We start from the raw sequence: 20,187 nt of genomic DNA, 5'->3' as shown, positions 1-20,187 counted from the left end.
GTGGCGTGGGCGCTCCTGCGCGTGAACATCTGGCGGACAAAAGAGTCCGCCCTACACTCAACCCACAAACTCCACTTTAGCGGGATGAGGAATGACTCCCGCACGGTTACCCATTTCCAAAAGCCTTCTCACGGCTTCGCGGCCATCGTCACCGTAATCGAGCGTGCGCTGGTTAACGTACATACCCACAAACCTGTCGGCGGTTTGCGAATCCAGGTCGCGTGCAAACTGTTTGGCGTATTCCAACGCTTCTTCGCGGTGGTCAAGAGCGTATTGAATAGTCTGGCGCATCGCCGAGCCAACCTTTGCGATCAGCTCCGGTCCCAGTTCACGCCGGATAGCATTGCCTCCCAGCGGCAGGGGCAGCCCCGTCGTCTGGTGCCACCATTGTCCCAGGTCAACCACCCGGTGCAAACGGGCCTTCTCGTATGTCAGCTGACCTTCATGAATGATCAGTCCGGCTTCATAGTTTCCGGCAGCGACCTGCGGAATGATCTGGTCAAAAGGCACGACCACCGTCTCTACGCCGGGAGCAAAAAGTTGCAATACCAGATAAGCCGTGGTCAATGTGCCGGGAACTGCAATACGCGCGTTCTTGACACCCTCGGGCGAAAACGGACGGCTGGCCACGATCATTGGCCCGTAGCCCTCGCCCACGCTGCCGCCGCTGGAGAGCAGAGCGTAATCATCTTGAATGTAGGGATAAGCGTGAAACGAAATCGCAGTGAGATCGTAAACTCGGTCGTGCGCCTTACGATTCAACGTCTCAATGTCACACAAGGTGTGAGCAAAGCGAACTCCCGGCACGCGCACCTTATTCGTCGCCAGCCCGTAGAACATGAAGGCATCATCGGAGTCCGGACTGTGCGCGACGCTGATTTCGCGCACTGCATCCGCGTCGTCGAGCGCTGGAGCTGCGGATGGTCGGGGGAGTGGGTTCACGACTGGGTCCGATAACGACGTACCCGATTGGCGATGCCGGAGGCCGACAGAATCTTGATGACTTCACCAAAGACGAACGGGTAGAGCGCGAAACGGCTCGCCTGCACGAAAGAAGTGTGAGTGAGCAGCATCAGCCAGGAGATTCCACCTGCGAACAGAATGACTTCCGCTGAGAGCGTCGCGGCAAGCGCTCGGCCGAAAGTCTTGCTGCCGCGTTCCCAGATCCACCCGGCACAAAACGCGACTACCGGATAGGCGATCAGGTAGCCGCCGGTTGGTCCCAGTAGCTGCGCAATGCCACCCAACCCCGGAGTGAAGACCGGCAGGCCACAAGCACCTTCCACCAGATAGAGCGCCACTGCTGCGAACCCACGCCGGCTTCCTAAAAGTAATCCCACCAGCAGCACACCAAAGTTCTGCAGGCTCAGCGGTACAGGGGTGAAGGGCAGCGGTAGCGTTATCCGGGCGCAGAGTGCGACAAACAAACTGGCGGCGACGATGATCGCGCCCTGGTGTACGGTGGCGAGAACCTGATCGGGGAAGTTTCTCTCGATACGTCCAACAGCAGATTTAACCATTTGTATGGTCTCTTGACGAAAACTTGAAATGTTCAGCTTCGAGCCAGACTTTCAGCCGACTAGAATATCAAACTATACGCTGGGCTATACCCCAACCGGATACGGCTTGCTGCTCTGCGGCTCCGCGCTCAACGAGAACCCGGAGAGCATTCCCTGGAACAACGACATCGCTCCCGTATACCAATAGCCGATGACGAACAGCAGCAGAAAAGGTACAGTGATGAAATTCTCGTTCTGTATGGCGTAGTAGACGGTCAGGGCGAAATAGCCGCCGATCAGCATTTCCACCCAGGGCACCCAACCCAGGCGTCGCCGATATTTGTTGGCCCGCACTCGGTCTTTCTTCGATTCCACCCGATACTTGGGAGTCCGCGCGAAGGCCGACTGGTGGCCAAACAGTGCCTCCAACACCGCTCTTGAGTTGGTGACCGTGAGCCCGATCCCCAGCGCCATCAGAAACGGCAAATAAATAATGCATTTCCACCATGTTTTCGGGTACAGCACTTTTTGCGAGACCAGATAAAAACTGGAAATTGAAAAAGTGGACGCCAGGAAAAGTGGGAGGTCAATTATCAACATCTGGAACCAGCCCTGATAGAAGCGGATGATCATGGCCGGCAGCAGCAGCACGGAAAGCGCAATCATCAGTGGATAGCTGATATTGGCCGTCAGGTGATACCACGCCTCTACCTTCACCCTTAGCGGCGCATCGCTCTTCATCACTTGCGGCAGGATTTTCTTCGCCGTCTGGATCAGCCCCTTCGCCCAGCGTGCCTGCTGGGTCTTGAATGCGGTCATCTCAACCGGAAGCTCCGCCGGGCAGCCTACGTCCTCCAGGTAAACGAACTTCCATCCCTTTAATTGCGCGCGGTAAGAAAGATCGGTATCTTCGGTGAGCGTGTCGTGCTGCCATCCGCCGGCTTCTTCAATGGTGGCGCGTCGCCACATGCCCGCCGTGCCATTGAAGTTAAAAAACACGCCTGAGCGCGACCGGGCGCCATGTTCAAGGACAAAATGCCCGTCCAGAAGAATGGCCTCGACGTTGGTGAGGAACGAATAATTGCGGTTAATGTGCTCCCAGCGGCCTTGCACCATACCAATTTTTGGATCGGTAAAGTAGTGGACCATCTGTAGCAGAAAGTCCGGACGCGGAACAAAGTCGGCGTCAAAGATGGCGATGAACTCGCCCTTCGCCGTTTTCATCCCCTCGCGCAAAGCCCCCGCTTTAAACCCTTCGCGATTGGTTCGATGATGGTAGGTGATCGGGTGTCCCTGCTTGGCATATTGCTGCACCAAGTTATGAGCGACCACTCTGGTTTCGTCCACCGAATCATCGAGCAGCTGGATCTCAAGTTTGTCCTGCGGATAGTTCAGCTTGCACACGGCATCTAGCAAGCGCTCCACCACGTACTGCTCATTGAAAATCGGCAGTTGCACCGTAATAGACGGTAGATCGGCAAAACGTCCAGCCGGACCATTCGCGCGATTCTTCTTGTTCTTGTAATAGAGATATACCAGCGTGTAGCGATGGATTCCGTACGAGGCGAGCCACACTAAGACAATGAAATAAGGTATAAGCAAAGCCAAGTCAAAGGCGTTGGCGTGGTAAAGCCCCAGGAAAGTTTTATCAAGCAAATGGGAGCGGATGTATTGCATCGGCCCGCGCGGCTGTAGCAGCAGGGCCATTCCCGAAATGGACTTATCAAGAAAAAAAGGGCTGGCTAACATGTTCTCTTGCAACTAGCGGAGCAAACTATTCATTTTACCTGAGTTCTGTACGGGGACCAAAGTTTGAGTGCACAGGGGCTAAAGCCCTCATGATCTTGCTGCTAGCCGCACGGCTAAAGCCGTGCTCTTCCACGTTAGGGCAAGCCTTAAGGACGTGAAGCAAAACGTTCCGGAATAACTCGGAGTTACGGGGAGCGACTTCGGACGTGTACCTACAAGAAGGCACTCCCGGTTAACGAACTCCCGAAGAGTCTCCAATGAGTGGCAAGCGGCCTAGCCTTGTCGCAAACAATTCGAAAAGCCTGGAACACCGTGGAAGCGTGGGCCTTCAGGCCCACGATAAAGCGCACGAAAGAAGCGGGGCTTTAGCCCCTGCGGATTTTTAGTGCACAGGGGCTAAAGGCCTCATCCCTTGCTGCTAGCCGCACGGCTAAAGCCGTGCTCTTCCACGTTAGGGCGATCGATCCTGCAGGACGCGGACAAAAAGGTTCCGGAATAACTCGGAGGAGCGGGAAACTACGTCGGACGTGTGCCTAAGGGGCGCGGAACACGAACTTCCGAAGAGTTTCCAACAAAGTAGCGGCCTAGCCTTGTCGCATACAATTCGAAAAGCCTGGAACACCGTGGAAGCGTGGGCCTTCAGGCCCACGATAAAGCGCAAGAGAGAAGCGGGCTTTAGCCCCTGAGGCCCAAAACTCAGTTCAGGAAATAGGCACGATAGAGAGTGTCTCGCTGCGCAGGTCGGAAGCCTGCATCGCGGATAATGCGCCGCAACTCTTCTTCCGTGGTGCAGTTATTCACCCCGGCGGCGCGGACGACGTTTTCTTCCAGCATCACGGAACCGACGTCATTGCCACCAAATCGCAGCCCCATCTGGCAGACCTTCAAACCCTGAGTGACCCAGCTGGATTGCACGTTCAGGAAGTTCGAAAGGAAGATTCGCGAAATCGCCAGGACTTTCAGGTACTCAACCGAGGTTGCTTCATCCCAGTGACGCCCGCCCAATGCCGTATTCGCCGGCTGGAAACTCCAGGGAATGAACGCCGTGAAGCCGCCGGTCTCTTCTTGCAAATCATATAAGCGCTTGAAGTGGTTGACCCGGTGCTCAGGCTTTTCACCAACCCCGAACATCATGGTGGCCGTTGTGCGCATGCCGAGTTGGTGGGCGGTGCGATGCACGTTGAGCCAATCGTCTGTAAGGCACTTCAAGCGGGCGATCTTGTAGCGCACTTCGTCGTCGAGGATTTCGGCGCCACCGCCGGGAATCGAATCCAGGCCGGCATCGCGCAGCCGTGCGATGGTGTCTCGGATAGTGAGACCGCTATACTCCGCGATCGCGATAATCTCAGACGCCGAATAACAGTGCAGGTGAACCTTGGGAAAACGCTGCTTGATGCCGCGCAGCATTTGCTCATGCCAGTCAATCTTTAAGTCAGGATGCAGTCCGCCCTGCATCAGCACACCCGTCCCCCCGAGTTCTACCGTCTCGCGGATCTTCTCGTAGATGGTTTCGAAATCCAGAATGTAACCCTCTTTGGCCTGAGGGCCTTTCAGGGGGCGGTAGAAGGCGCAGAAAGTGCAGTACTCGGTGCAGAAGTTGGTGTAATTGATGTTGCGGTCAATGATGTAGGTGACCACGCCTTCGGGGTGCAGCTTTCGCCGCACCGCGTCCGCTTCCATGCCAATGCCGATCAGGTCATCGGAACGGAACAGCTCTATGGCCTGTGCGTTGGTCAGCGACATAACCTGTAATTGTATCGTGGCGGCCGTTGGCAGCCCAAGAGGAACTCATGCCGTGCGTCTGGTTTCGCGGCGCGGCAGGCGATCGTCGACCTGGTTCTGCTCGCGATACTTCGGGCGATACCACCTGAAGTAGAGCAGCGCGCCGATTCCACTGATCACCGCCAGCGCCAGCAGCGTATACAACAAAGGCATGTAGTACCGCGAAAGAAAGCCGATAATCGCTCCGCCATAGCTGCGGCCCAGAAAAGCCAGAGCAAAGTAACGCAAGCCGCGGCCTGCGGCGAGTGCAGACAGGAACTTTCTCGGAGGATATTGCAACACCCCGGCGGTCATCAGCACAGGGACCATGGGAAATGGCGGAGGCAGTATTGACCCAATGAAGACGGTGACGAATCCGTGCTCCTCGAACCTCTTGTATACCTTCGCGGCCCGGCGTGCGCCGACTTTCTTTTCCAGCGTCTCCTTGCCGCCTTTTTCTGCGATGCGATAGGTCAGGTAACCGCCAAAGACCGCACCCAATGTCGCCATTACTCCGTAATAGGGCCACCATTCAGGATTGCGGGCTGAAAGCAGCACCACGAACACGTCCATACTGCCCGGTAGGGGAACCACGGAGTTGTCGGCCAATCCGAGCAGGATCAGACCCGGGCCACCCAGGCGGTGAACCCATTGCCAGATGGGGTTGATCAGCAACGCTGAGAGCAGAATTCGCATGTGCGCCTTTACGCGACCGACACAGCTTAGAAGCGCTCAGCGCGCGGAAAGATACTCAGAACAGCCGTTTCTCCTTGCCAGACGGCCATTCGGGCCTATGCCAGACGAGAAATGGAAGACGCTGTGAGCGGCTGCAGAAAGCGAAGCGGCGGCACCCGATGTACGACGCCTAACTCGGCAGCATAGCGAAAGAACAGCTGCATGCCGGCCAAACATTCGGTATCGAGCACATAGTGGATGTTCCTGGTCAGGTATGCTCTGACTTCATCTTCGCTGATTCCCACTCTGGGCGCCCACTCGCGGGCGATCGAATCAAGGTGTACAGGCTCGAGGCCGTGATCGCGTGACTGCTGAAAAATCGAGGCCAGTTCCAAAGTTTCTGTGCCTGCGAGCGCATCTTGGCGCACCGCCCAGAATGCGAAAACAAATGGTTTTCCGGTAAACTGCCGCCATTGCTCCGCAAGATCGAACACGTGATAGCGAGACCGATCCACCTTCAGGGCCGGATCGCCGATAATTAAAGCGGCATCGCAAGCCTGCAACATTGATGGCAAATCAGGCGGCAGGGAACGGAAGTCGCGGTTGCCTCCCAGCCATTTGTTGAAGATTACTTTCGCTAATCCGACCGAGCTCAACGAAGATTGGTCAGTCGCCACCGTCCTTATTTCTTCCAGCCGGACCTTGCTGACCAGCAGAATTGACCGTACCGGGCCTTTGGCAGCGATGGCGACCTCAGGAATGATCACCAGATCGGGAATACTCGTGTACGCAATAGCGGGGATTATGCCGATGTCCGCTGAACCTTCACGCAATGCCGCGGCACAAGTCGCCGGCACGGTGTAGGAAATATCGAAGTCGCGCGCAGCCTTGCCGTGGATAAAGTCCCACATCAGCGGTGCCGTGTTCAGGTATGAGATTGCGGCAATTCGGAAGCGGCGCATGCGCAGAAGGCTCATTCTAGCAGCACAGTCAGGGCACAATCTCGGATGTGAGAGGCCAACACCGCGGAACGTCATCCGGAGGGTTAGTATTCTTTTAAACATGAAGCGCGCAGCCCTCGGGGTTCGAATGCATTCGGGTTGGGGAGTGCTCGTGGCAATTTCCGGAGATGCCAACGCGATAGAGCTAATAGATCGGAGGCGAATCGAAATCACCGACTCGAAGGTTCCCGGTGCGAGGCAGCCCTATCACTACGCGGCGAGTGCTGAACTTCTTGGATTGGCAGAAAAAGAAAAATACCTCGCTGACTGTGCCGCCGTCTCAGAGCGCTTGGCCTTAGCGGCCGTGGGAGAGTTGGCGCGAGAATTGGAAGCCCACCAGTATCGAGTGATAGGTTCTGCTGTTCTGTTAGCCTCGGGTCGTCCTCTACAGGCTGTTTCACAGATTCTCGCGTCGCACCCGCTGATTCATACCGCGGAAGGCGAATTCTTTCGCAATGCCGTAAGGCAAGCTTGTGAACATTTGAAAATTCCAGTCACAGCAATCAAAGAACGTGACCTCGATGCGCGCATCAACACCGCATTCGGGAATGCGGCAAACGAGGTGCAGCGTGGGATCTCAACCCTGGGGCGTTCTATGGGCCCGCCCTGGACCAAAGATCAAAAAAACGCGGCACTTGCGGCTGCCATAATTCTGGCAGACAATCGCCAACCCGGAGGAGAAGGTGGGCCCACATGAATCCAGATGAATTCAGAGGTTCAGTTACGGGAGAGGCGCCGAGCCCAGGGCTATCAGCCCCGCTAGCGGCGCTCTGGTGGGACGCAAAAGGTGATTGGGCTCGCGCTCACGACCTGATTGACGAACTGGAAACCGTAGACGGCATGGCTGTCCACGCCTACTTGCACCGCAAGGAGGGGTCGGCGTCCAATGCTGAGTACTGGTACCAGCGTGCCGGGCGCAGCTTTCACCGCCCCGCCCTTGAAGCCGAATGGGCGGCGCTGGTCGAAGCCCTCTTATCCGGCGCTCTTAAACCGTGAGATGGCCCCCGCTTTGCTGGTGGGCCCGGTCTCGTGGTCACAATCGTGTGTGTCCTCCTTCCTTGACACTCTTTTTGCCTCCCGTATAAAGTCCGCCCATTCTCCGAACGTATGGCCAGCGCCATTCCCATCCCGGGCGAAGTCCTGCAGACCTGTGTCCAGCAATGGCTCGCGCTCCTCCTGACACCCGGTCTTGGTCCCACTCGGGCGCGGCGGATGCTTGAACGGTTTGGAAGCGTAGATCACATCTTCCGGGCTTCCCTGACGGAGCTGGAGGCCGCAGCCATACCCGCCGTCTCCGCCCAGTCACTGGCGACGGGCAAGTCCATGGAACTGGCGGGGGAGGAACTTGCCCGCGCCTCGGCGCTCAATATCAGGATTCTGACGCTGGACGATCCTCAATATCCGCAACGCCTGCGTGAGATTTACGATCCGCCGCTGGTACTGTATGCCCGCGGCGACGTAGCCGTCCTGGCGCAGCCTTCCATTGCCGTTGTGGGCACGCGTCATCCCAGCCCTTACGGCCTTGGCATGGCAGAGCGACTCTGTGCTGATCTTGCGGCGCGCGGTCTGGCAATAGCCAGTGGCATGGCGCGCGGCATTGACAGCGCAGCGCATCGCGGCGCCATCGCCGCAAGAGGTAAGACCATCGCCGTGTTTGGCACCGGAATAGATGTGATTTACCCGCGGGAAAACCAGCGGCTTTCGGAGCAGATCCTGGCCACCGGCGGTGCGCAAGTCTCTGAATTTCCCATTTCCACGTTTGCCGCGCCCCAGAATTTTCCCATTCGCAATCGCATCATCAGCGGCATGTCCGTGGGCGTCTTAGTCATCGAAGCTGGAGAGTACAGTGGCACCCGCATCACTGCCCGCTGCGCGCTGGAGCAAAACCGTGAAATCTTCGCGGTCCCCGGCAACGTCACAAACCGCAACTCCTGGGGGCCCAATACCTTGATCAAGCAGGGCGCCAAGTTAGTGGCGACATGGGAGGACGTTTGGGAAGATTTGCCGACACAGATTCGGGTTCAACTCTCTCCACCGGAAACCGCGGCGGATGTGCCTGGGACGGGAAATCTGTTTGAAGATCACGCTATGGCGCCGCACGAGCGCCGTATCCTCAGCCTGCTTAAAAAGGACGAGGCCACTCAGATCGATGTAATTGTGGAAAAGCTCGAGCCTGAATTGTCATCGTCTGAAATCTTCGCAGCGCTGTTCGAGCTTGAGTTGGCGGGGAAGGTTCGGCAACTGCCGGGAAAGAACTTCGTGAAAGCCTTTTGAGCTACTTACCTTCGTCACGACATCTCACGGGGTGTCGGGAGGGCGGGCGTGCTATAGTACCCGCAATTCACCTCGAAGTGGCCTCGAGCAGAAGTTACGGTTCCCCGGCTGGAGAGGGAGTGCCTGTGACTTGCTGCCGGTTGCATCCGGCAGGCCGAGTGGAGCATCGAATCCGCTGATCCCCCACAAGCAGCATGGCGAGAGTTGGTGTTCCGTGCTAGTTTCAAAAGAGGTAGAACGACGCCGCCGACTGGTGCGGCGCTAATTTTGAGGAGATATTGGCTAATAATCTGGTAATTGTCGAGTCGCCTGCCAAGGCGAAAACCATCAAGAAATATCTAGGCAAAGGGTTCGACGTGGAGGCTTCGCTCGGCCACGTCAAAGACCTGCCGAAGAGCCAGCTTGGGGTTGATATCGACAATGATTTTGAGACCGAATACGTTGTCATTCCTGGCAAGGAGAAGGTTGTCGCCAGGCTGAAAAAGCTGGCCAAGGACGCTGCTGCCATCTACCTGGCGCCTGACCCCGATCGCGAAGGCGAAGCCATTGCTGCGCACCTGGCCGAAGAGCTCGGGCCAAACGGCGGGGGCAAGAAGAAGAAAAAAGGTGGTATTCCGATTCATCGCGTCACCTTCAACGAAATTACGCAACGCGGCGTGCGCGATGGCTTTGATCATCCGCGAGAGATTGATTGGAACCTGGTGGACGCGCAGCAGACCCGTCGCGTGCTCGATCGCCTGGTCGGCTATCAGGTTTCGCCGCTGCTCTGGGACAAAGTCCGCCGCGGACTCTCAGCCGGACGCGTTCAGACTGTGGCATTGCGCCTGATCGTAGAACGCGAACGAGAGATCAAGGCATTCGAAAAGAAGGAATACTGGACCCTGGACGCGCATCTGGCTGCGAACAAGCCTCCGGCGTTCGACGCTCGCTTCCTGGGTCGAGGCGAAGAAAAGATCGAAATTCCCAACGGTGAGGAAGCGGAGAAGATCCGCGCCGGGCTGGAAGCGGCGAAATGGACTGTCCGCTCGGCTGAAAAGAAAGAGCGCCGCCGCAATGCCACGCCGCCATTCACCACCAGCAAGCTGCAGCAGGATTCCTCGCGACGCCTGCGCTTCAGCGTCAAGCGGACCATGATGATCGCGCAGCGCCTCTATGAAGGAATTGAACTGGGCGACGAAGGCCTGGTCGGCCTCATTACTTATATGCGCACGGATTCAACGCGCGTGTCGCCGGATGCATTGGCGGAGTTGCGCGAAATGATTGGCCAACAATACGGCCCCGAGTATTTGCCGGAGCAGCCTAATACTTACAAGAGTAAGAAAGGCGCGCAGGAAGGCCACGAGGCGATTCGTCCCACCTCGGCCTTGCGCCATCCCGACCAGGTCAAGCAATACCTGCAGGAAGACGAGTTCAAGGTTTACAAGCTCATCTGGCAACGCTTCGTTGCGTCGCAAATGAACCCGGCGGTTTTCGATCAGACCACGGTGGATATAGACGCCAAAACTGCGGCTGATACTTTCTGGTTCCGCGTCACCGGATCAGTACTGAAGTTTGACGGTTTCCTGAAGATTTACGAGGAATCCAAAGAAGGCAAGGACGAAGAAGACGAGGCGCTCAAGCACAAGCTGCCGCCGCTGGAAACGGGCCAGTCACTCACCTTGCGCGAGCTCAAGCCGGAGCAGCACTTCACCGAACCGCCTCCGCGCTACAACGAAGCTTCGCTGGTCAAAGAGCTCGAAGAACGCGGCATTGGCCGTCCATCAACCTACGCCACCATTCTCAGCACCATTCAGGAGCGCCAGTACGTGCAGAAGGCCGGAGGCAAGTTCGCGCCTACTGAAATCGGTCTGGTGGTGACGGATTTGCTGGTCGAGAATTTCAAAGATATTTTTGATCCTCAATACACCGCTCGGCTGGAAGAAGAGCTGGACGAAATCGAGGAAGGTCAGGAGAAGTGGACTGACGCCCTGCATGAGTTTTACAAAAAATTCGAGAAGGACCTCCATTACGCCGAGAAGCACATGGAAAACATCAAGCGTATGGAGAAGCCTACGGAAGAGAAGTGCGAGCGCTGCGGCTCACCGCTGGTGATCAAGTGGGGCAAGCATGGGTCTTTCTTTGCGTGCAGCTCTTACGACAAAGAGGATCCCAACACCTGCACCTTCACCAAGGAAAATCCTATTGATCTGCCGGACCTCGATACAGCAGATGTGCAAGGTACCGCACAGGAAGAATACTGCGAGAACTGCGGGCGGCCCATGGTCCTCAAACGCGGACGTTTTGGGCAGTTCATGGCGTGTACTGGCTATCCCGATTGCAAGACCACGCGCCGGCTCGACCAAGGGCGCAAAGTGCCCGACATTCCGCTGGACGAAACCTGCCCCCAATGTGGTCGCAACATGGTGTTGCGCCATGGCCGGTACGGCGAGTTCACATCTTGCAGCGGCTACCCCGAATGCAAGTACGTGAAGCAAAACTTCATCGGCGTGAAATGTCCGGAGTGCAAGGACGGGGAAGTAGTGGAGAAGCGTGCCCGCCGCAAGGGCAACACCTTCTACGGTTGCTCTAACTATCCCAAGTGCAAGTTTACCTCTGCCAACAAGCCCCTCGCGGAGAAGTGCCCGGAATGTGGCGGCGAATATCTGGTAGAGAAAACATTGAAAGCCGGGCCGGTAATTGCCTGTCCCAATAAAGAGTGCGAATACGAGCGCCCGCTCGAAGTCGCTCCCGCCGCAAGCTGAAAGCTCCCGCCTAACACGAATTCGGGTTACCAAAGAGTGGTTGTTTCCCTCCTGTTATCTGGCTAACTGTTCCTGATGCAGCCTAAACTTACGAAATTTTGCAGCAAGGCGTTGTGAATAGCACTTAGGGAACTCAGAATGCTCATCCCAATCCGGCACGAGAATATGTCCGCGCGGCGATGGCCGGTGATCACTATCGCGTTGATTGCGATCAACGTTCTCGTCTTTCTGGGAACCCACTGGGAGATGGAGGAAAAAGAGCCGCAACTCGGACGCGTCAAGGTTCACATTCTGATACTCGCGGCGGCCCACCCTGAACTTAATCTTCGCCCCGAAGAACAGCAACTGGTGGAAGGTTTTCGTCGGCAAAAGCCGGATACCTGGAAGCGACTCCAGAACCCGAACCATGAGGTAATTGACGGCTGGGATGCAAAGATGCGCCTTGTAGAAGACCCACAGGCGCTGCAATCTGAAATGGATTCACTTACAGCCAAGTACTCCGAACTTTCCGCAGCATCTATTTCTCAACAGTACGCCTTCATACCCGCCCACCCGAAGGCTCTCTCGTATTTGACGGCAAATTTTCTTCACGGTGGCTGGATGCATTTGATCGGCAATATGTGGTTCCTATGGCTGGCGGGGTTCGTATTGGAGGACGTCTGGGGCCGCGCTCTGTATTCGGCGTTCTATCTCATAGCTGGCGTTGCAGCTTTGCAGTTTTATGCATGGTCGAACCCCGGCAGTGTGATTCCGACCCTGGGAGCGTCGGGAGCGGTGGCGGCACTCATGGGAGCGTTTTTAGTCCGCTTCCCCAAGATGAAAATTGAAATGGCATGGCTGTTCATGTTCCGCCTATACCGCTTCAAGGCGGCGGCTTACTGGCTCCTGCCTATGTGGTTGGGAGTCGAGATCTTATACGGTTCCCTATTTGGAAGCTTGAGCGGGGTTGCGCACTGGGCCCACGTGGGCGGGTTCACCTTTGGTGCGTTGGCGGCGGTTGGCCTTCGCGAATCCGGTTTCGAGCAGAAAGCTACCAAGGCCATTGAAGCGAAGGTTGAGTGGAAAACTGATCCTGAGATTGTTCAGGCTACCGATTTGATAGAGAAGGGCCAGCTTGACCAGGCCGCCACAATCCTGAACAACCACCTTGCTTTGAAACCTGATTCCGTGGATGCATGCAGCCTGTTGCGACAGATCCACAAGAAGAAGAATGACCTCCCGGCCTTTCAAGATGCCAGCATTAAGCTGAGTGCTCTGTATCTGAAAGCTCGCGAATCACAAGCGGCATGGGAGGTCTACGAAGAGTTCCTTGCCTCTGGAGGCTCCCAGATTCCGCCGGCTATTTGGTTCGATCTTTGTCGGATAGCAGAGGAGCAGCAGAACTTCGAGCGTGCCGTGGGCGAATACGAAAAGCTGGCTGCTACCTACCCGAAAGAACGGCAAGCTCTCATGGCGCAGCTTGCGGCCGGCAGAATATATCTGAAGCGGCTCAATCGCCCACAGGATGCGCTCAAGCTTTTCCATGCAGCCTCGGCATCACCCGTTCCACATCTGGATTTGGAAGCCAATATCCAGATGGGCATTCAGGAAGCTAACGCCGCGCTCTCGCCCGGGAAAGCCAAAGCAGCAACTGCCGGAACTTAGTTTTCTGCTCCTCCAACCTTTCCTTTACCCCGAATTGTTTATCCTCACCTTGAAACCCGCGCCATCGCGGGCGATAATAGGGGGCCCCCAATTTTTTCTTTGTATTTATTGACCTGAATTTCAGTCAGAACAGGAGTTGTCATGTCAGATCACCAAAATGCAAGTCATCACGACGCGGAATTGATCTTGCAACTTTACGATTTGCGCCGCGAAGCGGAAATGCGCAAGGCGCGAACCTTTATCACCAATTTTTGGCCTCAAAGTACAGAAGACGTCTTGAAAGTCGTTCAGGCTTTTGGCACGCAGGAGAATGCCTGGCTCCGGCAGGTTCTCGGATATTGGAACATGGTCGCATCCCTGGTTCTTCGCGGGACTCTGCACGAGGGTCTGATGTTCGACAACTCCGCTGAGCTCTGGTTTGTTTATGCCAAGCTGAAGCCGTTCATCAAGGAAATCCGGGAAAAGATGCAAATGCCGGAGTTCCTGGGGAACATCGAGAAAGTCGCCGAGCGCACGCCCGAGGGTCGGGAGCGCGTCGAGACTATGAAAAAACGTTTTGCGCGCTTGTCGGCCATGCAGGCGGCTGCCGGAAGCAAAACCAGCGCTGCCGACTAGCGATTACCGGCAAGTAAAGCAGGACGGAGCTTTGCTTTACCTGCCGAGATTACGAAATGTACTCGCGGATGTACTCATCGCGCGAAGCGGCAAGCTCTTGCGCCGTTCCGTCGAAGATCACCTTGCCATCGCGCAGCATTAGAAACGTAGTGCGGACATCAATCTCACCGGGTGGGATGGGCAGCATCTGATTGCAGCGACGATCGAAATAATGGGTGGCCATGGTAAACGCATCCTGCAGCCGGTGGCTCACCAGAAGCGAGCTCGTTTTGTAAACATCACGCTGTTTGAGAATTAGCTCGATGATCGTGGTCGAGGTCACCGGGTCGAGACCGCCAGTAGGGGAGTCGTAGAGCAGGATTTCCGGCCGGGTGATGATTGCCCGCGCTATGGCCACTCGCCGCCGCATACCACCGGACAGCTCCGCGGGAAACATATCCATCGTGTGTTCGAGTTCAACGAAACGGAGCGCTTCCTGGACGCGTTGGGTGATCTCCTCTTCAGGAACGCCCTCCTCGATCAGCCGGAAGCCCACATTCTCTCTCACCGTGAGTGAGTCGAAAAGCGCGCTTTCCTGAAAAACCATTCCGATATTGCGGCGCACTTCAAACAATTCTTCTTCACTCATGCTGGTCACGTCTTGACCCAGCACCCGGATGCGCCCGCTGTCCGGCCTTATCAGCCCTAACGCGAGCTTCAGAATTGTGCTCTTGCCGGAGCCGGCGACTCCCAAAATTCCTTTCGTCTCGCCGCGTTCCAGCAAAAACGAAATTCCATCCAGGACCTGCTTGCCTTCAAAGCTGATGCTGACACTTTCAAACACAATCGCAGGCTCCTGGGAAACCTGCCTGACCTTTGACAACACTTCGGTTGGGGCAAGCGTCGGCATCGTCTAGTAGAGCAAGGGGAATAACAACTGCGCTACGAAGTAATTCACCACCAAAATGAGCACTGAGGCCGCGACCATCGCCTGGGTAGTGGCCCGGCCTACTCCCTGGGTGCCTCCTCGAGAGGAAAGGCCGTAATAACACCCAATCGTCGCGATTATGAACCCGAACAGAACCGGTTTGACTAAGCCGAGAAACACGTCCCCGAAAACCAGTGACTGGTACGCATTGTTCCAATACTGCCGGGAGTCGAGATGCAAAAAACCGTAAGCCACCGCCCACCCGCCGCACAGCCCTACCAGGTCAGAAATAACCGTCAGAAAGAATGACATCACCACCGTGGCAAAGACCCGCGGCGTGACCAACTTCTTGGTCGGATCCGTGCCCAGGGCGCGCATGGCGTCGATCTGCTCGCTTACCTGCATCGAGCCCAATTCGCTGGCCATCCCGGTGGCGTTTCGTCCGGCAACCATGAGCCCGGTCAGCACCGGACCCAACTCCCGCACCATGGAGATAGATACCAGCTCTCCCGTTAGTGCCAGCGATCCAAACTGCTGCAACGTCCGCGACGCATTCACCGCCAATACCGCGCCGGTAAAAAGACCGGTCAGAATCACAATAGGTAGCGACCCCACACCCACCAGGTCCATCTGCTGAACCGTGTCCGCAACATACCGGGGATGTCGAAAGATATTGGCGACGGAGCGACCCGCAAGGATGGAATAATTTTGGACTGCGAGTACTGCCTGCTTGGCGTAATCCGACGGGGAGATAAGCTCCATGCGTGTTGGGGCGCAACTTGCGTCCCGCAACGAAATATAACAGAGCTACCGGTAGGGAACCATCGTATGGCTAGAGTCTGGGCTATTGCGGGAAAGCTGAGCCGTCCTCGAGGCCGAGAAGTCTGCGTGACTCATTCTCGGCTTTTCCGTTTGATTTCGATATTGAGCCGCTTGATCTTCTGGTTAAGCGTGGAAAGTGGCACCCGGAAGCGCTCCGCGGCTTCGGTCTGGTTCCACGCGCACTTTTCCAACATCTCGCTGATCACCCGCCGCTCGCAATCTTCAATGATGTCAAACAGAGAGGCGTCAGAACGGTGCTCCAACACCGGCAATGTAGCGCCCCGTCCCACAATGTGGTCTGGCAACAAATCGAGTCCGATGGTCGGACCGGAGGAGAGCACCACGGCGCGTTCAATCACATTCTCCAATTCGCGAACGTTTCCCGGCCACGAGTAGTTCAGCAAGGGACGCAAGGCCTCCGAGCTGATCTGCCGCACCGGCCGCTCATTTTCCTGGGCGTACTTTTTCAGGAAGAAGTCCACCAGCAGCGGAATGTCCTCGCGCCGCCGCCTTAAAGGTGGCAGCTCAATGCTGATGACGTTCAGGCGGTAGAACAAATCCTCGCGAAACCTGCCTTCGCGCACCAGTTGCTTAAGCTCAACGTTGGTGGCGGCGATGATGCGCACATCAACCTGGAGCTCCTGCACTCCACCCAGGTGCATGAATTTACGGTCCTGCAGCACCCGCAAGATCTTGGATTGCGTGTCAACGCCCATGGTGCCAATTTCATCCAGGAAAAGCGTGCCCCGGTCGGCAACTTCAAACAATCCTTTCTTGGACGCAATGGCGCTGGTGAATGCGCCTTTGACGTGACCAAACAGGGTTGATTCCAGTAAGTCGGTGGGCATGGAACCGGCATTCACCGGCACAAAAGCGCGGTCGCTCCGTGGAGAGTTCAGGTGAATGGCCTTGGCGATCAACTCCTTCCCAGTGCCGCTTTCTCCCTGCAACAGCACGGTTGATCGGCTAGGCGCCACTTGCGCAATCAGATCGAAGATGCGCAGCATGGCTTCGCTCTTGCCTACGATGTTCTCAAAATTGTAACGCTGCTTGAGGGCCCGCTTGAGCTGAACGTTCTCTTCTTCTGCACGACGACGCGCCACTGCGGCGCGCACATCTGCGAGCAGCTTCTCGTTGTCCCACGGTTTTTGGATGAAATTGGTGGCGCCTGCCTGCATCGCCTTGACCGCATTCTCGAGGGTGCCGTAAGCAGTGATCATCACCACCGAAAGCTCGGGGTCGCGCGAGCGGATCTGCTGCAACACTTCCATACCATTGCGATCGGGAAGGGCAAGATCCAGCAAAACCAGATCGAAGGTGCGCTCGCCCAGCCGTAGAAGTCCTTCTTCAGCACTGCCGGCCGAGTCCACGTCGTAGCCTTCCAACTCCAATAGAGTTTGTAGGGACTCCCTGATTTCCGCCTCATCATCCACGATCAGGACGGATCCGGAGCTAAACTCGCGGGCATCGCCTAGCGGGCGGCGCGCAATAAGAGCAGCTTCAGCCATGGCATATCTCTCGCTTTGAGTCTTCTAAATTGTCTAACTTACGCATTCACGGCCTTCCTTATCAGCGGAAACTCAAGATAGAACGTGGTTCCCTCGCCCGGCCGGCTTAATACCTGGATCTTTCCTGCATGTTCCTGAATGATGCCGTAGGTCACCGAAAGACCTAACCCGGTGCCCCGAGGTTGACCTTCCCGCGTGGAGTTTTTGGTGGTGAAGAACGGATCGTAAATACGCTGGATGTGCTCCTGCGCAATGCCCATGCCAGTATCAGAAATAGTCACACTCACGCCGGAGCCATTCCGGGTCTCGACCCGCAGCCTCCCGCCTCCCGGCATAGCGTCCTTGGCGTTCAGGAAGAGGTTGAGAAATACTTGCTGCAGCTTGCCCCCATTGCCGTGGATGAGCGGCAGGCCGTCCAATAAATCTGGTTCCACTGTCACGCGAGCAACTTTGAGCTGATGTTCCAGCAACGCCAGGGTGTCATGGATCACCTTATTCAAGTCAACCTGGCCCAACTCAGCGCCTTGAGTGCGCGAGAAATTCAGCAGATTGTTAACGATCTCCGAGGCGCGGAATGTTTGCCGGGTAATTTTCTCCATCAGCGCGGTCTTTTGCTCATCACCCTGCAGTTGCTTTCCCAGCATCTGGGCATAAGAAGAAATTACTGCCAGCGGCGTGTTCACCTCATGCGCCACTCCCGCGGCCAACAGCCCAATGGAAGACATCTTCTCCGCCTGCGAGAGTTGCGACTCCAGTTCGATACGCTCAGTGATGTCGTCAACAATGATCAACCGTCCGATCACGTTGAACTTTTTCGTGACCAGCGGCGCGATGGCGATATTCGTCACGCGGCTCTCGCCCGAAGGGGTTCCCAGCCGGAACTTGTATAAATTGTGGATTCCTGGAGTTTGCCTCACCCGGTAGTACTCCTCCACAAAGGCGGATGGGAATACGTCGCTCAAGGACCGGCCCAAAGCCTGCCAGCGTGGCAGCGCGTACATGACCTCCATCTGCGAGTTCCAGGACTCAATGCGGTCGGCGAGGTCAACCGCCAGCACCCCCACGCTGATGGATTCCACGATGTTCTCGTTGAATTCCTTCAGCCGTTCGTATTGCGAGGCCTTTTGCTCCAGTGACGCTACCAGGTGGGCATTCTGGATCGCGATGCCGATATACCCGGCCAGCGTCTCCAGCAACTCCACGTCCTCGCTGGAGAGGAAGTCACCGTCCATGGTCTTTCCCAAGCCCAGCATTGCCACCGTGCCCTGTTGGGATGTGCATGGTATGTAGTAATTCAGATCGAGCCGAGCGATGGTCTGCTGCGCCGCAGGAGTTTCACGCGGTACCTGGTGCGTGTTCTCAAAGAAAAGGTGTCCAGCGCCGCTCTCCGGCCGCGGAGTGCTCAGGAAGCTAAGGTCCAGGTTACCCGTGGGAGCGATACCAAACGATTTTGCCAATTCAAAGCGGCTGGGCTGTTCTCCATTCGCCAGGAAGATGGCGATGCGATCCACCGCCAAGGTTCGCGAAAGCCGATCCACCACCGCGATCAGCATCTTGCCCAAATCAGCTTCGGAGCTGAGCTCGCGGCCAAAGGCTATCAGGGTGCGGCGGTAGTCATATTGCTTGTGGTAGAAGACTTTATCCATCCGGTCTTGGATCCAGTTCTTCAGCGGATCAAACAACAGCGCGGTAACGACGATGGCGGCGATCAATCCTGTCGTTCCGGTGCTCGGCAGTCGCAGATGCACTAGCTCAGCGACCACCGCGACCATGGCAAAGTACACACTTGCAATCGCCGCCGCAGCCAGGGTGTACGCCATACCGCGCTTGAATATCAGGTCTACGTCCATCAAGCGATAACGGAAGATGGCGTAGCCAAAGGTCAGCGGCAGGAACACCAGCGACAGCACCGACACTTTCATCCCCATCGTCGGCAGCGCGCCCTGCAGGTACGGAATGACGTAGAACAATGTGAAAGGAGTGATGGCCAGGATGGTGCCGCGCGTCACCCACTTCATCTGCTGGCGCAGAATTATGGTGCTGGCATTGCGATAGCTGTGCCACAGCACGCCCGCTGCTGCGATGAAGAACACTGCCAGGTAAAGCATTTGCAAGCGGTCAAGGTCCCAGCGCAGCAGTTCGCTGGCCTGGAGCTTTCGCAGCGCCACGATGTGCAACCCCAGTAGCAGCGAACCGGGAAAATAGATGCTGGCCTGCACCCAGCGATGGCGCCGGATAAACTGTTTGCTCTCCGGGAAAGTCAGCACGAAATGCAGAAACAGGGCCGGCTGTAGCAGCCAGGCAACAACATTCGACCAGTAGATGATCCAGTCAAAATCGTTCAACTTTCCGGTGTAGCGGAACGAGTAGAAGATGAACGAAACCAGGCAGAACACATAAAAATGCGTGGATTTTGGCGCAGTCCAACGGCGCAAGAGCACATAAAGCCCGATGCCCAGGAAAAACAGGGCGATCAAGCGCAGCCCCGTATTGAGTGAGCGGTCAGCCGGCGCTAGAACCAATTCGGGCTCCAGCGAAATCGCCCCCCGCGTTAACTGGTAACGCGCCCGGGTCCATACTCCGTGACGATAAAGCTGCCGCTCTAGTGCAGCCGCGGTGCGGACCTCGTAGCCATCAATGGACTGAAGCTCGTCGCCCGCTTTGATCCCAGACCGTTGTGCCGGACCTTGGGAGTCAACTCGTTGGGCGGTTAGGTGCCCGTCGCGCTCCACCCACCACACACCATCATAGGGGACCTGAAATTCACTTTCCTTCTGGAAATTGATCGCCGCCAGCGTAGCCGCTGCTACTGTGAGGAGGGCAAGGACAACTGCCGTAAACCGAACCTGGAGATGCTTATCCATGGGCCGAACGTTCGTGTGCCAGACTGATGGCGCCGAAACCACCCGACGCTGCCTTTTGGGGCCGGGCGTATCTGTGGTAAGCAACTCGGGTGCCAGCTTCATTCCCATGGGAGACTAGCTAAACCGT

General features: G+C 56.5%; 16 protein-coding genes. 6 read left to right on the top strand and 10 right to left on the bottom strand.

The window, feature by feature from the left end:
• Window positions 1–57: 57 nt before the first annotated feature.
• From VFA76_01345 to VFA76_01320, 6 genes are all read right to left on the bottom strand, one after another.
• Window positions 58–942 (bottom strand): MqnA/MqnD/SBP family protein, encoded by an 885-nt coding sequence (locus VFA76_01345; protein HZR30482.1) that lies wholly within the window; start codon window positions 940–942, stop codon window positions 58–60.
• On the bottom strand, window positions 939–1,520 hold the full coding sequence (locus VFA76_01340) for a biotin transporter BioY (protein ID HZR30481.1): 582 nt from the start codon (window positions 1,518–1,520) through the stop codon (window positions 939–941). The genes VFA76_01345 and VFA76_01340 overlap by 4 nt, the downstream gene beginning before the upstream one ends.
• A gap of 84 nt (window positions 1,521–1,604) precedes the next feature.
• Window positions 1,605–3,176 (bottom strand): cellulose synthase family protein, encoded by a 1,572-nt coding sequence (locus tag VFA76_01335; protein ID HZR30480.1) that lies wholly within the window; start codon window positions 3,174–3,176, stop codon window positions 1,605–1,607.
• Between the two features lie 768 nt (window positions 3,177–3,944).
• A complete protein-coding gene (gene mqnC / locus VFA76_01330) occupies window positions 3,945–4,991 on the bottom strand; it encodes a cyclic dehypoxanthinyl futalosine synthase (protein ID HZR30479.1) in 1,047 nt (348 codons plus the stop codon).
• A gap of 45 nt (window positions 4,992–5,036) precedes the next feature.
• Complete coding sequence (locus tag VFA76_01325; GenBank protein ID HZR30478.1) at window positions 5,037–5,705, bottom strand: VTT domain-containing protein; 669 nt, start codon at window positions 5,703–5,705, stop codon at window positions 5,037–5,039.
• A 95-nt stretch (window positions 5,706–5,800) separates the two neighbouring features.
• On the bottom strand, window positions 5,801–6,661 hold the full coding sequence (locus tag VFA76_01320) for a menaquinone biosynthesis protein (GenBank protein ID HZR30477.1): 861 nt from the start codon (window positions 6,659–6,661) through the stop codon (window positions 5,801–5,803).
• A gap of 136 nt (window positions 6,662–6,797) precedes the next feature.
• Between VFA76_01320 and VFA76_01315 the strand changes: the two genes are divergently transcribed.
• From VFA76_01315 to VFA76_01290, 6 genes are all read left to right on the top strand, one after another.
• Window positions 6,798–7,382, top strand: coding sequence for a hypothetical protein (locus VFA76_01315; GenBank protein ID HZR30476.1), 585 nt, complete (start codon window positions 6,798–6,800; stop codon window positions 7,380–7,382).
• Window positions 7,379–7,681 carry a hypothetical protein gene (locus tag VFA76_01310; protein ID HZR30475.1) on the top strand — a complete coding sequence of 101 codons (303 nt, stop codon included), beginning with the start codon at window positions 7,379–7,381 and terminating at the stop codon, window positions 7,679–7,681. Before VFA76_01315 ends, VFA76_01310 begins: the two co-directional genes overlap by 4 nt.
• A 111-nt stretch (window positions 7,682–7,792) precedes the next feature.
• A complete protein-coding gene (gene dprA, locus VFA76_01305; protein HZR30474.1) occupies window positions 7,793–8,959 on the top strand; it encodes a DNA-processing protein DprA in 1,167 nt (388 codons plus the stop codon).
• A 278-nt stretch (window positions 8,960–9,237) separates the two neighbouring features.
• On the top strand, window positions 9,238–11,700 hold the full coding sequence (gene topA / locus VFA76_01300; protein ID HZR30473.1) for a type I DNA topoisomerase: 2,463 nt from the start codon (window positions 9,238–9,240) through the stop codon (window positions 11,698–11,700).
• A gap of 138 nt (window positions 11,701–11,838) precedes the next feature.
• Window positions 11,839–13,344, top strand: coding sequence for a rhomboid family intramembrane serine protease (locus VFA76_01295; protein HZR30472.1), 1,506 nt, complete (start codon window positions 11,839–11,841; stop codon window positions 13,342–13,344).
• A 141-nt stretch (window positions 13,345–13,485) separates the two neighbouring features.
• A complete protein-coding gene (locus tag VFA76_01290) occupies window positions 13,486–13,959 on the top strand; it encodes a hypothetical protein (protein ID HZR30471.1) in 474 nt (157 codons plus the stop codon).
• A 49-nt stretch (window positions 13,960–14,008) separates the two neighbouring features.
• Here VFA76_01290 and VFA76_01285 read toward each other — a convergent pair whose 3' ends face one another.
• The 4 genes from VFA76_01285 to VFA76_01270 form a co-directional block, all read right to left on the bottom strand.
• Window positions 14,009–14,848 carry an ATP-binding cassette domain-containing protein gene (locus tag VFA76_01285; protein ID HZR30470.1) on the bottom strand — a complete coding sequence of 280 codons (840 nt, stop codon included), beginning with the start codon at window positions 14,846–14,848 and terminating at the stop codon, window positions 14,009–14,011.
• 3 nt (window positions 14,849–14,851) lie between these two features.
• Entirely contained in the window at window positions 14,852–15,628 is a 777-nt protein-coding gene (locus tag VFA76_01280; GenBank protein HZR30469.1) for an ABC transporter permease, read from the bottom strand.
• 131 nt (window positions 15,629–15,759) lie between these two features.
• Window positions 15,760–17,196, bottom strand: a complete 1,437-nt coding sequence (locus VFA76_01275; protein HZR30468.1) for a sigma-54 dependent transcriptional regulator — start codon at window positions 17,194–17,196, stop codon at window positions 15,760–15,762.
• A gap of 38 nt (window positions 17,197–17,234) precedes the next feature.
• Window positions 17,235–20,168: an ATP-binding protein gene (locus VFA76_01270; protein ID HZR30467.1), complete on the bottom strand. Its 2,934-nt coding sequence runs from the start codon at window positions 20,166–20,168 to the stop codon at window positions 17,235–17,237.
• Window positions 20,169–20,187: the final 19 nt, after the last annotated feature.

The sequence above is a fragment of the Terriglobales bacterium genome (assembly GCA_035651655.1).
Taxonomy (GTDB): Bacteria; Acidobacteriota; Terriglobia; order Terriglobales; family Acidobacteriaceae; genus DASRFG01.
Note: the sequence above shows the minus strand (reverse complement) of the source record. Positions and strands in the feature narration are given on the sequence as shown.